At 47.6% G+C, this 13,377-nt stretch carries 16 protein-coding genes and 1 pseudogene; 14 read left to right on the top strand and 3 right to left on the bottom strand.

Going from position 1 to position 13,377, the window contains the following annotated elements; translation table 11 throughout:
- Nucleotides 1-319: pseudogene (locus OGY13_RS21895) on the bottom strand (IS1-like element IS1B family transposase); the annotation flags it as partial.
- 165 nt (nucleotides 320-484) lie between these two features.
- Between OGY13_RS21895 and OGY13_RS21890 the strand changes: the two are divergent.
- The 11 genes from OGY13_RS21890 to OGY13_RS21840 all read left to right on the top strand — a co-directional run bounded on the left by OGY13_RS21890 (nucleotide 485) and on the right by OGY13_RS21840 (nucleotide 10,811).
- Complete coding sequence (locus OGY13_RS21890; protein WP_007372322.1) at nucleotides 485-685, top strand: hypothetical protein; 201 nt, start codon at nucleotides 485-487, stop codon at nucleotides 683-685.
- A gap of 126 nt (nucleotides 686-811) precedes the next feature.
- The gene (locus OGY13_RS21885) at nucleotides 812-1,177 is read left to right on the top strand and encodes a hypothetical protein (RefSeq protein WP_008786579.1); all 366 of its coding nucleotides are present in this window, start codon (nucleotides 812-814) and stop codon (nucleotides 1,175-1,177) included.
- Between the two features lie 89 nt (nucleotides 1,178-1,266).
- Entirely contained in the window at nucleotides 1,267-3,702 is a 2,436-nt protein-coding gene (locus OGY13_RS21880; RefSeq protein WP_007372324.1) for a phosphoadenosine phosphosulfate reductase domain-containing protein, read from the top strand.
- 23 nt (nucleotides 3,703-3,725) lie between these two features.
- Entirely contained in the window at nucleotides 3,726-4,100 is a 375-nt protein-coding gene (locus OGY13_RS21875; protein WP_008786576.1) for a hypothetical protein, read from the top strand.
- A gap of 10 nt (nucleotides 4,101-4,110) precedes the next feature.
- Nucleotides 4,111-4,458, top strand: coding sequence for a hypothetical protein (locus OGY13_RS21870; RefSeq protein WP_008786575.1), 348 nt, complete (start codon nucleotides 4,111-4,113; stop codon nucleotides 4,456-4,458).
- Between the two features lie 250 nt (nucleotides 4,459-4,708).
- Nucleotides 4,709-5,059, top strand: coding sequence for a hypothetical protein (locus tag OGY13_RS21865; RefSeq protein WP_007372327.1), 351 nt, complete (start codon nucleotides 4,709-4,711; stop codon nucleotides 5,057-5,059).
- A 32-nt stretch (nucleotides 5,060-5,091) separates the two neighbouring features.
- Complete coding sequence (locus tag OGY13_RS21860) at nucleotides 5,092-5,391, top strand: hypothetical protein (RefSeq protein WP_016241553.1); 300 nt, start codon at nucleotides 5,092-5,094, stop codon at nucleotides 5,389-5,391.
- Complete coding sequence (locus tag OGY13_RS21855) at nucleotides 5,391-6,215, top strand: hypothetical protein (RefSeq protein WP_007372328.1); 825 nt, start codon at nucleotides 5,391-5,393, stop codon at nucleotides 6,213-6,215. The genes OGY13_RS21860 and OGY13_RS21855 overlap by 1 nt, the downstream gene beginning before the upstream one ends.
- Nucleotides 6,216-6,276: 61 nt before the next feature.
- A complete protein-coding gene (locus OGY13_RS21850) occupies nucleotides 6,277-6,936 on the top strand; it encodes a DUF8336 domain-containing protein (RefSeq protein WP_008786574.1) in 660 nt (219 codons plus the stop codon).
- A 48-nt stretch (nucleotides 6,937-6,984) separates the two neighbouring features.
- A complete protein-coding gene (locus OGY13_RS21845; RefSeq protein ID WP_032951184.1) occupies nucleotides 6,985-7,230 on the top strand; it encodes a hypothetical protein in 246 nt (81 codons plus the stop codon).
- Nucleotides 7,231-7,433: 203 nt separating this feature from the next.
- On the top strand, nucleotides 7,434-10,811 hold the full coding sequence (locus OGY13_RS21840; RefSeq protein ID WP_286637872.1) for a hypothetical protein: 3,378 nt from the start codon (nucleotides 7,434-7,436) through the stop codon (nucleotides 10,809-10,811).
- 221 nt (nucleotides 10,812-11,032) lie between these two features.
- Here OGY13_RS21840 and OGY13_RS21835 read toward each other — a convergent pair whose 3' ends face one another.
- The gene (locus OGY13_RS21835) at nucleotides 11,033-11,356 is read right to left on the bottom strand and encodes a hypothetical protein (protein WP_007372332.1); all 324 of its coding nucleotides are present in this window, start codon (nucleotides 11,354-11,356) and stop codon (nucleotides 11,033-11,035) included.
- A gap of 91 nt (nucleotides 11,357-11,447) precedes the next feature.
- Nucleotides 11,448-11,639 carry a hypothetical protein gene (locus OGY13_RS21830; protein ID WP_007372333.1) on the bottom strand — a complete coding sequence of 64 codons (192 nt, stop codon included), beginning with the start codon at nucleotides 11,637-11,639 and terminating at the stop codon, nucleotides 11,448-11,450.
- 143 nt (nucleotides 11,640-11,782) lie between these two features.
- Here OGY13_RS21830 and OGY13_RS21825 point away from each other — a divergent pair, with 143 nt between their 5' ends.
- The 3 genes from OGY13_RS21825 to OGY13_RS21815 all read left to right on the top strand — a co-directional run bounded on the left by OGY13_RS21825 (nucleotide 11,783) and on the right by OGY13_RS21815 (nucleotide 13,363).
- Nucleotides 11,783-12,307, top strand: coding sequence for a hypothetical protein (locus OGY13_RS21825; RefSeq protein ID WP_016241551.1), 525 nt, complete (start codon nucleotides 11,783-11,785; stop codon nucleotides 12,305-12,307).
- Nucleotides 12,308-12,378: 71 nt separating this feature from the next.
- Nucleotides 12,379-12,924 carry a hypothetical protein gene (locus tag OGY13_RS21820; protein WP_007372335.1) on the top strand — a complete coding sequence of 182 codons (546 nt, stop codon included), beginning with the start codon at nucleotides 12,379-12,381 and terminating at the stop codon, nucleotides 12,922-12,924.
- A gap of 136 nt (nucleotides 12,925-13,060) precedes the next feature.
- A complete protein-coding gene (locus OGY13_RS21815) occupies nucleotides 13,061-13,363 on the top strand; it encodes a hypothetical protein (RefSeq protein ID WP_007372336.1) in 303 nt (100 codons plus the stop codon).
- Nucleotides 13,364-13,377: the final 14 nt, after the last annotated feature.

Genomic DNA, 13,377 nt, shown 5'->3' with positions numbered 1-13,377 from the left:
TCCGCGCAGACGATGACGTCACTGCCCGGCTGTATGCGCGAGGTTACCGACTGCGGCCTGAGTTTTTTAAATGGCGGAAAATCGTGTTGAGGCCAACGCCCATAATGCGGGCGGTTGCCCGGCATCCAACGCCATTCATGGCCATATCAATGATTTTCTGGTGCGTACCGGGTTGAGAAGCGGTGTAAGTGAACTGCAGTTGCCATGTTTTACGGCAGTGAGAGCAGAGATAGCGCTGATGTCCGGCAGTGCTTTTGCCGTTACGCACCACCCCGTCAGTAGCTGAACAGGAGGGACAGCTGATAGAAACAGAAGCCACTGGAGCACCTCAAAAACACCATCATACACTAAATCAGTAAGTTGGCAGCATCACCCTGACCTTATCCTGATATTTAATTAAAGGTTTTCGACTGTTTAATTTCGCCAGCTGATTGGCCCGATAGATAATGGTTCTACGGACAGCAATCTTTTATATAGGTGTAAAATGAAAACGATACTCTCAGCTTTATTATTCGTTGTTTCATGGAATGCACTGGCACAGGATGAGGGAAATAGTGGTGATAAAAAGCAACAGGCAACGGCAACTATTCAAATTTCGATTACAATTTTACCCGAACCGGTAAAACCAAAGATCACCAAAGAACAGGTGAGTGATACGCTAACCGTCATTTCTTATGAATGGTAGCATCCAGACAACCAACGGTTAAGCCTGCTCCAGCAAAGAAAAGTATCTTTCTGAACATCACTTCGTCACCCGAATGCCTCGTGATTTAATAAGTAAACAAACCGGACAATATTCACGAGGTGTTTTATGACAAATGAAACTCAGAACAACGCATCCGCACCTGAAGAGTTAATCACGCGTATATCGCAGGTCATTAAACGCAAGGATGGATCTGAAGTGAAAATTACTGCTCAGGCTGCGTTCGGTGCAGGGTTAACTCGCTCTATCGATGTATATGTTCTTCGTCGGGATAATGCTGATTCAAACTGGCAAGGTTGCAGTAATCGACCAAAAGCAGGATGGCGGAATATGTCTGTAGATGAATATATCCGTGAAGGGCGCTCTGAAATGCTTAAGGCAGTTACGCCGGGAGAAATTCTAAAGCTCACAAATGCCATTGGCAAACCAATGAGTTGTCTTGATCAATTATTTCCATCCCCGATTACTAAATAAATCATTAAATAATACCGCTGGCCTTATTCGTCAGCTGGTACGCCCGTGTTTAAATAAATATACAAAACGAATAAATAAACAGGTGAACCATGCAACAGGTAATCGACTTTGGCACATCAGAACCGACCCTTGCCCCAATCCTTACCGGGGATAAATGGGATACGGTTTGGCAAACACTGGCTAATGACGAAGACCTGAATTATGTCGATGCCAGCACTGGCACGAGCATGGCCAATCTTATCACCACCGGCACAAACGCCATTTATAAAGCGCTTACTGACGGCTGGACTATGAGCCTGGCGTATTCATCAGGAAAGGACTCTGAGTGCGTTCTGCACCTCTTCCTGATGGCGCTGGTAAGGGCTACCCGCAATGGCACAAACATCAGCCAGCATCACTATGTGATCCACACCGACACGGGCATCGAGAATCCAGCCGTCCGCTGGCTGGCAGACACAAAACTCGCCGAACTTGAGGCATTCGTTGAAAAGCACCAGTTACCGCTGAGCATTGTAATTGGTAAGCCTGGACTGACATCTGGGTGGACTGGCCGCATCCTTTCAGGGCGAGGATTGCCAACATTTTCAAATAGTTCCGCCAGACAGTGCTCGATCGACTTGAAGGTCGATCCTGCACGTCGGGCCCGTGCCGAGTACATGCGAGGACTGCCTAAAGCCGTTCGTCAGCGCGTTTGTCTGCTGCTGGGTTCCCGTGATGCAGAGAGCACAACCCGTGCCATGAACATCGAAAAAAAAGGCGGGAGCGCTGAAGACGTTAAACAGACAAAAGAGGGCGGTGAGCTCTATCCGATCCGTCACTGGCATCAGGGGAACGTATGGGAATTCCTGCTATCGTCCGGGGATGAGGCTCGTTTTGCGTTACCCAGTTACCTGCCTAACAATAATGAAACTGCTGAGCTCTACAAAGAGGCTACGGGCGAATGTGTCTGGACGGGTTCTGAAAAAGCAAAAAGCGCCTGTGGTTCACGATTTGGCTGTTACCTTTGCCAGGCTGTAGGGCTCGACCGCTCTATGGAAAACCTGCTGAATGCCGACCCGGAGAAATATGGCTATATGGCTATCCTGAACCGGCTTCAGCGTTTCATTGCCAAACGCCGTTATGCCTGGGAAGACCGCCATCCAGTGGGCCGCACGGTATACGAAGGTGGGTATATTAAGATCCAGCCAGATGTATACTCGCCGAAATTCCTGGAACGTCTGTTACACATCTGCTGTAGCGCCGACTACGTAGAGCAGCAACGCGCCGATGACGTTGCCGAGAAACTCGCTTACGGCTTGCTGGAAGACAATGCGCATAACCGTCGCATGTCCCGGCCTCAGTTCCGCATCGTCAGCGAAGAAGCCGTTGTGCATGTCGATTTCATGTGGGCTTTCCATCATTTCAATGACAAGCCTTTTAGGGCACTGGAGATCTACCACCGCGTCTGGGCCCACGGCGAGCTGGATCTGTTGACTGATGAACCGACGATGCCTGTAGTCCCTCAGTCCCCAATCCCTAAAGCAGTCTGGCTGAAGGTGGGGAAATTTGGCGATGACTCACTATTTGATGGGCTGGCTGATCCTGTTGCGGAAATGACCTATTTCGACGGCGGAGATGACGAACGCGCCGCACGTGTCATCAAGACAAGAGACGGCCACCGTCGTGTTGTCAGTTTCAGCGAAGATAACGAAGTTACCGTAGATGAAGAGTCTGCAAGCTTTGTGTTATGGGTGGAATACCCACGCCTTAAATCTGCTATTGAGAGCGGGGCGTACACCGCTGGGAGCGCGGCGCAGTTCTACCTGCGTTTCGGCACGGTATCTCTGTGCAAAGGTAAGTCAGCCTTGTATCACAAAATGATGCAGCGTGGTCAAACCTACCATCGACTCGGCCTGACCGGATTCCAGTCGATGGAAGGGATCACAGCTCGAAAAGACCTTCGCATCCTCTCGACCGAGAAATACCAGCATGTTCTGAAAAGAACGCTGGAGGCCCGGATCATTCGTTTTAAATGGTGGGCTAACCTCGCTTTCACCATCCAGTACCACATGACCCGCATGACAGAATTTGGGTTCTGGCTGCATCGCGTCTTACGCCAGGAAAGCCATAACGAGCTTATGGACGAGAAAACGCTGTGCAAAAACAGCCTGGAAACTGTCCTGATCAACCAGACCAATGCCTGGTGTCTTGTGATGAGTGACGTGGGCAACAAACCTGATACATCAAATGCGCTGCGCCGCTACTGGAGACAGGAGCGGGCCCGAGCTTTCGCGCACTGTGCTTCAGTACCGGAAGTCCTTAAATCGCTGGTGGCTCGTGAGATGTTCAATATTTATCGACGTGCGCTTTATGAACTCAATAGCCATAAAGAGTTGAGCCTTGGCCTGATACACATACAGGAACTGGCAACTCAGAACGCGGACGCGTTACGGATCCATATCAAAATAATGATGCGGTTAATCAGGCTGTGGCAATTGTCAGGTTTAACAAGCATTGGTCAGAGTGAATTTTGTGAGGCGGCTTAACTGCCTGGAATAAAGGGAAAATAATGAAAATCATGCTTTCACTAGGCTCTGTTGCTATTACGACAGTAGCATCTATGTTGTTGCTGTGCAGCCAGGCTAATGGCAGCAACGGGAACAGGCCTTTACGGATCAACGAACCTGTTCAGATTACTATCGAACAAGTGATGTATCGCATTGCAAATGGTAACCAGAATATCGGCATGAAAATGCGTGAAAACCCAGTGCTGTTTTCGGGTCATGCCGGAATCAGTGTAGAGCTAAGTGATTTTCCGCCCGGGTCAAAATCCGCGCCCGTACCCGGAACTACCGTAATGCTGCGTACCGCTTTGTCTGGTCAGACAGAGGCCTGTTATCAGCAGCACTGCTACTCAGCCGAAGTGACCACGTACAACGAATAGAGGTCTTGCTATGGCAGACAGAACTGATGGAATGAAAGGAAGAGCACTGATTAGGCAGTTGTCCGGTATGCCACCCGGCGTTAACCCATTAAACGTTCCTCAGCCGCTTAAGCGAACCGTGTGCCTGGCAAAAGGCATAGTGGATACATGGGATAGTTTTCCATCCGAAAACAACCTTGCAATCGCCCTGGAAAACGCCGCTGCAATATCACGGCTGGCGATAAGCCTCCTGCAAGAACGGGAAGTACTGTACCGGCAGCTGGCATCTCTTGGAGTAGAACCAGAGAAAATGAAACAATCCGTCGAAGCCATCCCGATGGAAACGCTTTTAAAAAGCCTTCCAATGAGGAAAAAGTAACTTTCTAGCGTTTTTTGTTTCCGCTGTAAGAAGACACCTTTTTTGGTGCTCAATAGCAGTATTTTTTTAACAGATAAACTAAACGAATTCAATATTTCTTAAATTCAAGCACATTTTGTCTTCTTTTAAATTTCGTCGTAGGTTTAATGCAGTTAATAATGTTACTCACGGATTAATTTTTAAAAAATACAGAGCCTAATCAGGCTATACGGGTTTTGTAATTGCTATCATTAAAGTCACGAGGAAAACCATGAGTGCATACGTCGAGCAGGTATTTAATGATGTTGAAAAAATGCGTGGCAAAGTTCTGGCCGACCGATTCCGCATGGTATTCAAAAAAATCCAGCTTGTGAAGAACGACGACTCAGACGAGGCCTACAACCTGAAGCAACAGGAAAACCTAGCCGCTGTCACTGAACTTCAGAATGCTGGTGGTTTCATTGATTGGGACATCAAGGTCACTAAGTATAGCAACACATCCACTCAGGTTGAGTTGCGGCATAAGGTAGATGGTGTGCTGGTATGGCGCGATTTTACCTTCGTAAGCGATTTTGTATTCGAACTCGCTAAAAACGTTGTCTATTCAAAAGAGACGGTCTGAATTCAATTATTGCATTAATAACCGGTGGAAAAATGGAGCAACTGACACCTGCAAAACTCGACTCGATGATTACTGAGACTACAACTGAACTGCTATATGCGCAGAGGGCACTTATCAGCCCAAGCCGAGCTGATGCGATGGAAAAGAAAGCGTCTCAATTACTCAGCATATTATTGGAGTTAAAGGAACTAAGAAATAAAAGCCCACAAAAAATCATACTGCCACCCCCTGCATGTTGCTTTGCAGATCATAGTTATCCTGCATATTCCAGAGACCAAGTTATTGCAATACTTGATTCTCTTGGACATAAAATTATTGAAAAGGAAAATTAATGCGCCAGACAAAAATCGTAAATATATTCTATGCCAGTGCTGAAGAGCTTCAGCTAGGCATTAACGAGATAGATACTGAGATTACGACCGCTTTGCAGAACGGCAATATGGAAGCCGTCAAAAAAGCAACGTTACTTAAAAACACCATGATTAGTCTGCTGGACAACAAACAGAAGGGCGAGCTGGTTCAAGAAACGTGTACGTCAGGCGAAAAGGCTGATTCATCGGTAGAAATAACGGACGCAATGGCCTACGCGTTCCACGCGGCATCTGGTGAGGGTGCAATTGGTTCCGATGATGTTGAAGAGATAAAGCGTGGTCTGCGGGTAGTTATCAATGAGTGTGGCCTCACAAATCACCTCGTAAAGATCCCTGCTGGTTTACACGATGCAACAGCTCAGCTTGTAGTTAACTTCGCCTCTGAGATGGCGGGTAAGCTTTACCGGGCCCAGGAGAAGTATGGTCGTGGGGCTGAATGGGCAAAATCTGACTGGAAGGATGAATGCCTCAAAGAGCTCCACCGACACCTTTCAAAAGGTGATCCACGTGATGTAGCAGCCTACTGCATGTTTTCGTGGCATCACGGTTGGCTGACCCACAGCGAACAACCTGCTATAGCGGGGCTCAGCGAAAGAGTTCTGTTCGATAGCTTTATGAAAGATGATTACTCACCTGATTCAAGTGGTTCAGTATCAGAGGAAGAAGAAAGGGTCTTTCTTGAGGTGCTCTTTCACATATGGCAAGGCCGGGCCGCAGTTCAGAATGGATTAACTCAACAGGAAATGGATATCGTAATGAAGTACCGGGAACAAAATCAGAAATAACATTACTGCGTTCTGACAACCAGTAAATTAACTCGATGCGGTATTTCAGAAAGGAAAAATTATGATCGTTCTCAAATACCCTCCTTACCCATCGCCCTTCTGGTTCCGGGGGGAAAAAGATAAAACGGGTGTGGTTACCGAGGTTGGAACAGTTTATGTGGAAGCAACAAAGGATAACCTGCTGCTGGTGGAGGGCACACTCCCTCCGGTAGGTGCGACTTTGTTTCTTACACCTGACCGGTTCGATATTAAAGCTGAAACTGAGATTGATAGCCGGGCCCGACGAGAGGAACAGGCCAGACAACGTCTGACACGGCAAGAAGAAGAACGACAGCAAAAGGCCGCTCTCGATATGAAGCTGATGCAACAGGCGCAAGAGCGAAACGCTCGTTTGTATCTTCCGGTACGATGGACAAGCGGATTCAAATCGGTGATTTCCGGGCTGACGGAAAACAGTAGCGGTAACGGTATAAACCGGCGAACTGTGATTCACGTGCTTTTACTTGAGGACATACGTGATGGGCGCCTGGTCAGAAATGAAGGGGATTTTCTTTGCACCGCCGCAGGTGGAAGTAACGGCAAGCTTTGGGTTAACCCAGCCACCCATAGTGATGGTGAGTACGGGCCTTACGTATGTGAAATAACGTGTAAGCAGTGTATTAAGGCTGCTCTACGTTGGCAGGATAAAAATAAGGCCGTCCCACCGGAATGTGTTCCGTAGGTATCAGGCGAACCGATCACCACGCTATAGAGAGAGGGGACAGTGAACATGCAAGTTGCTAAAAACAAGTACGCCGTTCTGGACAGTGCGATCATGAAAATACTCGGCAAAGAGCCGGTTCCATTTTCACTGATTATGCTTCCAGACGTAGCTGGTGAGTGTTCCCGACTCGCTGATGAGGAGAGGAATAAGCCGATGCCATTCCGCATTCTTGACCGGCGGTTACAGGCGCTAAGAAAGGCTGGCAAAATTCAGTTCGAGACCGGAAAAGGCTGGGTAAACCCTCTTTCCTGACCACCCGCAATTCGTACTGCATCTTCCTTTTCGTAAAAGGCAACTCTTCGTTGCCTTTCATCCCCCAGAGCTATTCGTCACCTGCCCCCCCAACGATAAAATCAAAGTATCACAAACAATATGTCCCCCATTTAAGCCATTAGAAACACCATGTCCTAGTACAATAGCGGCAACATGGCTAAAGCCGGGGGAAGGAGATCATAATGACGGGTATCGTGCGCATTGAACAACCGGTAGAGCGAATTGAACGTTTCCATTCTCTTCAAGGCGGTCAGTACTGGCGGGCAAATGAAGCCATTGCTGAAGAGAACATTGCCGCTTCCGAAGTACTGCTGATTGAATCGCTGCGTTGGGTCGACAACAAACTGCATACGGTCATTCTGCGCACCCACCCATCAAAACATGGCCAACACATTCGGTTTGAATATACCGATGAATCTGGCCGCACTTGTGGCACTACCCGTAGCTTCACTCAGCACCGCTTTTTGTTTGATGACTTCGTTAACAAATTCACCTTTGCTGCTGACTCGAAAGAAGTCCGCGAAAGTGAAGTGCAGGCCTGCCAGCAGTTGGCTCAGAAGCTGACCGTTGAACTTTCCGAGGCGATGACAAACCCTGAACGCATGAAAGAGATCATTGCGGAACGCCTTGAAAAAGAGCAGACAGAAAAAAGCGAGAACAAACTCAATACTCTACCCGCGACGATTGACCAGTACACAAACCTCGCCACCGGCCCGTTAGAAAATGCGCTGACATCCGGTGTCAATGAGGAAAGCATTAAGGGAATGATGGAAGCGGCTCGGCATGGACATAAACTGGCCGTCATACAATCTGAATGGCTACAAGGTAAGAATAACGAAATTACCAGGGCCGTTCAGGCCGTCGTACCCTATTACCAGGAAATGGCTGCGGCGCAGCTGGCCGCATTCGAAGAGAGCAGGGAGAACGTTGAATCGCTGATGAAAGGGATTGCGTCTCTGGATCTTTTCATCGGCAAAGATGTTGTCGTCAACACGATAATCAAAGGCAATTCAGCCCCGAGCGACATTCCTCTGACATTTGTCCAGAAAAAGCTACTGATGGATGAGGAGCTCGCTGTCTATCTGGATCTGGGAGACTGGTTCGATTTCACCAAAGCAGATTTATTCGACCAGGCACTGCAAAAACACCCGGGCCTAATCGAGCAGATTTTCCCGACCCAACGTTGCGTACTGGTTATGGCCGTCACCAGACGGCACGTCAATTATCAGGATCCGTGGGAGGCTGCGGCCAAAGACTTTCAAAACAGATGTGTCTTCCTGCTGGTACGAGACGGCGAAAATATTTACCAGGTATGCAGCCCGGTTGAATCTCATCTGGGCGCTCATACGCTGTTCCCTGAACGTGACGAGCAGGACGCGCTTTTTCGCGGTTTTGACGGTTCTCGCATCACCTTCCGCGATGTAGCTTACACTGACCGGCTGCGGGCGCATGAAAAGATGGCGCTGCACTATAAACGTTTCCTGATCCTTTGCTGCGGGCTCGACCAGCGTGAGCGCCTGTTTGGCGAATTCTATGATCGCAGTAGTAACATTAATTTCATCTCGATGGACTTCCAGGAGAAATATTGCCGCTTTATTCATGACGCAGATGGAACCGGTCTGTTGAGTGACCCGGAGGCCGATACCAGACCATCGCTGGAGTCCTACATTAAGCAGGCGAACCAGCACCTGCGTTCTGGTTCACGCGTCTTTTGTGAGTGGAGACAGGTCGTTAATCCGGTTACCGCACCCGGGGCAGCTAAGGATGATTCAGGTAACGGCTACCGGGGACATTCATTCACGGTTGATTTCGTTAAAAGCCGTAGTACCAGCGTGGCATACCAGAAGAATGAAGAGATCTACGTTGATGTGCCAGTCGTTCAGCACACCTACAGCCGTAATGCGAAGTCAGACAAACGAGAATTCAATGCCAAGGTATGCCTCTCAAAATTCAGAACCTCTGATAGCCTTGGCTATCTTTGCCTGGACACGGTGAAATCCGCCGATCTCGAATATTACATTCACAACCGGCGTATCCGGGCTAACCATCTTTATTACATCCGGCTCTTCAAAGAACTTGCGGCACTGCTGAAGCTGGAAGAAACGCATGAAGAACAATACCGAAGCAAAATGCTGGCGGCTTTAAACGCCGGGAACATCGGTGACGAAAATGACCGGGTTGCGGCTGTAGATAAAACGATTCAGACGTGGCGCTGCGCAAACCGAGGTGCATCCCTCCAAAGTGGTCTGGAAGATGAGAAGCAATGGAAAGCGCTCCTTGCCATGATGGATTTAATTGCATGGCGAGGTCATGCAAGCATCCCGCAAATTGAATGCTACTGTGAGCAACTTGGAAACTCTCCTCTACGGCTTGTGGTAATGCCAAACGGCAAACTGGGCCTGTATGTAGCCCCACGAGCTGAAGAACGAAACGATGCAGCTGAGAAACACAAATGGGCTATACGTGTGGTATTGAGTCTGACGCGTACCGGTGTGAAAGAGGTATCTCGCTCATGGGCTCTGGTTAACGAACTGAGCGTATCTGAATGCACCCTCAAAGAATGGCCGCTGGTGGATGAGTGGAAAGGGTTAAAGTCTGTATTTGAAAGCTACGACCGGAAACTTAAAGCTCTGGCAGACATTGAACTGGGCCGTGAGACTCTCAAGCGTCTGAATCCCAGCAACCAGGAAGGTCTGAGCGAGCTGGCAGAATTGTGGATTAATGCTTTTGAAGAAATGAACTTCTACCGACCGACTGGCGGGATCGTTCAAAAGCCAGTAATGATGATCCCGATTGGTCTTATTGTCGACCGTGAGGAGTGGTCATACTTATATCTTGGTACACGCGGCTCTGCGGTCGAGTATATCTATCAGAATCTGAATGATAAGGCACTCAAGGCCCGGGTAGCCCACCGTCTGATTTCAAATTACGAGGTCAAAGAGGGTAAGCTCGATAATCTTGCCAATAAGAAAACAAGTCTGGGTCTCTTTTGCACAAAACAGCGCCCGGACATGGCCCCTTTTAGCGCAGACCGAAACATAGAGACATATGGGCCTGATTTCGGCGTTAACCATGCTGTGCTTACGCATATGGTATCGTTTAAATCGCAGATAGCGCTGATTCAGCAAGAGGCAGATCGCGGCTTACACCGTCGCTTCACGATAGCCAGCAACCTGGTCAGTTCAGCCGGGGAGTTGCTTATCGATCAACTGCTCGGCGATGCGGCGCGAGATGCAGATGAGCCGGTAGATATTCTTGAGGTGGTTATTAACCCAGCGCCAACCGGTGAACCAGGGGCGAAGCTGAAGAAGAATGGTGAGACATTCTGGCATAAGCACTGGTGTGATTTGTGTAAGCCAGGAACCGAAGAAAGCCTGGCACTCTCCCACATTCACGCGCCGGATCACGTCATTACGCGGACTTCGTTCAGTTCCAAGGAGGATGCCATCCTCTTCGTACTCAAGACGATGCCGCAGGCCAGAAAATACGAAAAGGATTTCTTCCGCGACAATGATTTCGATGTACCTGATGGGATTATTGAACGGTGGATATACCGTTAATCATATGCAGTATGAATAAAAAAAAGCCCGCTTTAGTCGTTGCAAGCGGGCTTTTTATTTCTTCGCGTTACAGCTGTGGCATCAATTACAAAACGGAACGGCTTGGTGCCGGGGCGAAGAACGGAGAAAGGGATAGGCACGAGGTGGTGATAATGTTGCTATTCATATGGGGTATGAATAAGAAACAGCCCACTTGCGAGTACTAAGTGGGCCATTGAGGGTCAGGCATAAGACTCAGACAGAGCAGTAGCGGCTTCAAGCGCCGGTTCAAGCGACAGGCTGTTATCGCTGATAACATTCCATCCCTCATTGCCGTAAACAAAATGGACGTAACCTGCACGTTCAGTTTCTTCAGGGCGATAAGCATAGAAGTAGTCTTCATCAGTAGAGAACATGGCTTCAACAATACGTTCTACGTTCGTAGAGCGCTTCAGCACAATCTCTTCTGAGTCGAATACCGAGATGCTATATCCTGCTTCAATCAACCCGGTTGCTGCTGCCCGGGCAATTTCCTGCTCAATACGTTGCCGCTGATCTACGTTCATGCCTGCTGCTCCTCGATGGGAAGTGAAGTCGAACACACGAGAAAGCATGAACTATAGTTCACATTTAATCAATAAAAAAGGGAACTATACTTCACTTATTCTTGGTTTTTTTTAATACTGGTAGTCCTGCAAGCGCATCGTTCCAATGCTGCTCGCGTTCCTCATTACCTGAAATATTACTTATCCATCTTTCGGACTTGCCCCAGCGCTGTGCCAGCGCCTGCCGCGTCCAGCCTTTGCGTTTCATCTCTGCTTTAAATTCATCGCTGGTGGGTTTGTACATAGGTTAATCCACGTGAACTATAATTCACCTGATAGTACGGTAAGGCTGGTTAAGTAACAACGGGATATCGACGGTCATCTTCCGTTCCCGCACACGGGCCAGTGCTCCTGGCTATACTGAGTCAAAAATGCGGAGGACACATTATGTTTGAACGTATAAGCAGGTTTTTCGCTGGCGCAACAAAACAGGAGAGGGCGGAACCGTCAGTCTCTATACCTGAACCTGTTACTCTTGAGGGTGATAACGCGCCATCAGCTATCGAACATGACAGAAAAATAGTCCATGACAGCAGGGTATTTATACATAGGTCTTTAGGCTTTATACTTATGGTATATTCTCCCGAATTATTCAGAAAAGCCATTAATCATGACATATGTCTTGGCTATATATATGGTTATATCATAGCGGCAATAGGTGACGACGAAGAGTTATGTAAAGCATCGGAAAATCGTCGATGGGATGTTGTCGCTGCCTATTATCGAAGTTTATTGGATTATTCAGCTGAAGCTTACTATGAGAAAACTGTAAACGCGATGGATAATTACCACTTCAAACAAGCAAGAAATGTAAGCGTAATGGATTATCACAAAAACAAAATCAATCCTGATGGCGATAATCATCATTTGCGTTTTCTAATGACCGAAATAATTGAAGATAGGGTTGAATAAATACACGTTTCGTCACATGAACGACCTATGGTTTACTGAATATAACGACAACGAACCATAGGCCAGAAAAAATGACACTTCAAAAAGCCAACGAAAAACGTATTGAAAACTTCCTAGCCAAACAAATTCGTCATAACGGTAAGATTTTATCAATGCGTGAATTTATGGATTCACTCATTGCTGACGGCTATAGCCCACGTGCAAAAGCGGAACAGAAAGTAGGACACCCCAGCAGCCGTCAAACCTTTCGCTGGAACAACGAGCAGCAAAGGGAGCACCAGATTAAGCGAGCTCTGGGGGGTACTGTTCTGAAATATTCAATGGTGTCATCTGACGGCTCATTTTATGACATTGAAAAAATTGCCTATGATTACGTCATTGAAAAAATGGGCGGGGTTAACGTTAAGCCGGAAACGATGTGTTTTGCGATTTTCAACAGCCCTTCATCATTGCGGGGCGGGAAGAGAGAGCGCTGTGTAGCTGTCTATAGCCGCACTGTGGCAACAGAGGAACAACGGGTCAGGAGCATGTTATCTACTGACTTCACGCATTATGATCTGGTCTGGTTCGGTGAAGCCACTTCCCAGAAGGAAGCGCTGGAACTAGCCGAGGGATAATATCAATTAGCCACCAAGGAAATAACCGGGGTGGCTTTTTTGTTTTAAACGATTAAAAATAAGCCAAATCACTTCGTCACAAGCATGTGGGTGGTAATATAGACATATAGGCAATCACATTCAACTGGAGGCTAATATGTCAGATTTAATTGCAGCAAGATATGATGAAGTATCAGCTTCCGAGTTTGAAGATGATATGGTTGTCATTGTCATTACCGATGAACAGAGTGAAGATATTGAGGTTATTTCAGACCTTGATGATCTTTTCGTTAATACTGAGGTTGTGGTTATTGATGGTGACGCTTTAGAAGTCGACTATGATAACGCTGGATATTTTTCATCAGAGAATAGCTATGAAGTTTCAGTAGACGATATGTTATTCGACAATACCGTTGGTGAGCAACTTATGGATTGTGGTTTTTTCGGCACTCAAAGCTAATAGATACTCGTTAT

Source organism: Citrobacter sp. Cpo045, assembly GCF_030332875.1.
GTDB lineage: Bacteria > Pseudomonadota > Gammaproteobacteria > Enterobacterales > Enterobacteriaceae > Citrobacter > Citrobacter portucalensis.
Note: the sequence above shows the minus strand (reverse complement) of the source record. Positions and strands in the feature narration are given on the sequence as shown.

Excerpts from the sequence above, each read along its gene's own strand:
- OGY13_RS21890 (WP_007372322.1), top strand. The coding sequence starts at position 485 with ATGAAAACGATACTCTCAGCTTTATTATTCGTTGTTTCATGGAATGCA.
- OGY13_RS21885 (WP_008786579.1), top strand. The coding sequence starts at position 812 with ATGACAAATGAAACTCAGAACAACGCATCCGCACCTGAAGAGTTAATC.
- OGY13_RS21880 (WP_007372324.1), top strand. The coding sequence starts at position 1,267 with ATGCAACAGGTAATCGACTTTGGCACATCAGAACCGACCCTTGCCCCA.
- OGY13_RS21875 (WP_008786576.1), top strand. The coding sequence starts at position 3,726 with ATGAAAATCATGCTTTCACTAGGCTCTGTTGCTATTACGACAGTAGCA.
- OGY13_RS21870 (WP_008786575.1), top strand. The coding sequence starts at position 4,111 with ATGGCAGACAGAACTGATGGAATGAAAGGAAGAGCACTGATTAGGCAG.
- OGY13_RS21865 (WP_007372327.1), top strand. The coding sequence starts at position 4,709 with ATGAGTGCATACGTCGAGCAGGTATTTAATGATGTTGAAAAAATGCGT.
- OGY13_RS21860 (WP_016241553.1), top strand. The coding sequence starts at position 5,092 with ATGGAGCAACTGACACCTGCAAAACTCGACTCGATGATTACTGAGACT.
- OGY13_RS21855 (WP_007372328.1), top strand. The coding sequence starts at position 5,391 with ATGCGCCAGACAAAAATCGTAAATATATTCTATGCCAGTGCTGAAGAG.
- OGY13_RS21850 (WP_008786574.1), top strand. The coding sequence starts at position 6,277 with ATGATCGTTCTCAAATACCCTCCTTACCCATCGCCCTTCTGGTTCCGG.
- OGY13_RS21845 (WP_032951184.1), top strand. The coding sequence starts at position 6,985 with ATGCAAGTTGCTAAAAACAAGTACGCCGTTCTGGACAGTGCGATCATG.
- OGY13_RS21840 (WP_286637872.1), top strand. The coding sequence starts at position 7,434 with ATGACGGGTATCGTGCGCATTGAACAACCGGTAGAGCGAATTGAACGT.
- OGY13_RS21835 (WP_007372332.1), bottom strand. The coding sequence starts at position 11,356 with ATGAACGTAGATCAGCGGCAACGTATTGAGCAGGAAATTGCCCGGGCA.
- OGY13_RS21830 (WP_007372333.1), bottom strand. The coding sequence starts at position 11,639 with ATGTACAAACCCACCAGCGATGAATTTAAAGCAGAGATGAAACGCAAA.
- OGY13_RS21825 (WP_016241551.1), top strand. The coding sequence starts at position 11,783 with ATGTTTGAACGTATAAGCAGGTTTTTCGCTGGCGCAACAAAACAGGAG.
- OGY13_RS21820 (WP_007372335.1), top strand. The coding sequence starts at position 12,379 with ATGACACTTCAAAAAGCCAACGAAAAACGTATTGAAAACTTCCTAGCC.
- OGY13_RS21815 (WP_007372336.1), top strand. The coding sequence starts at position 13,061 with ATGTCAGATTTAATTGCAGCAAGATATGATGAAGTATCAGCTTCCGAG.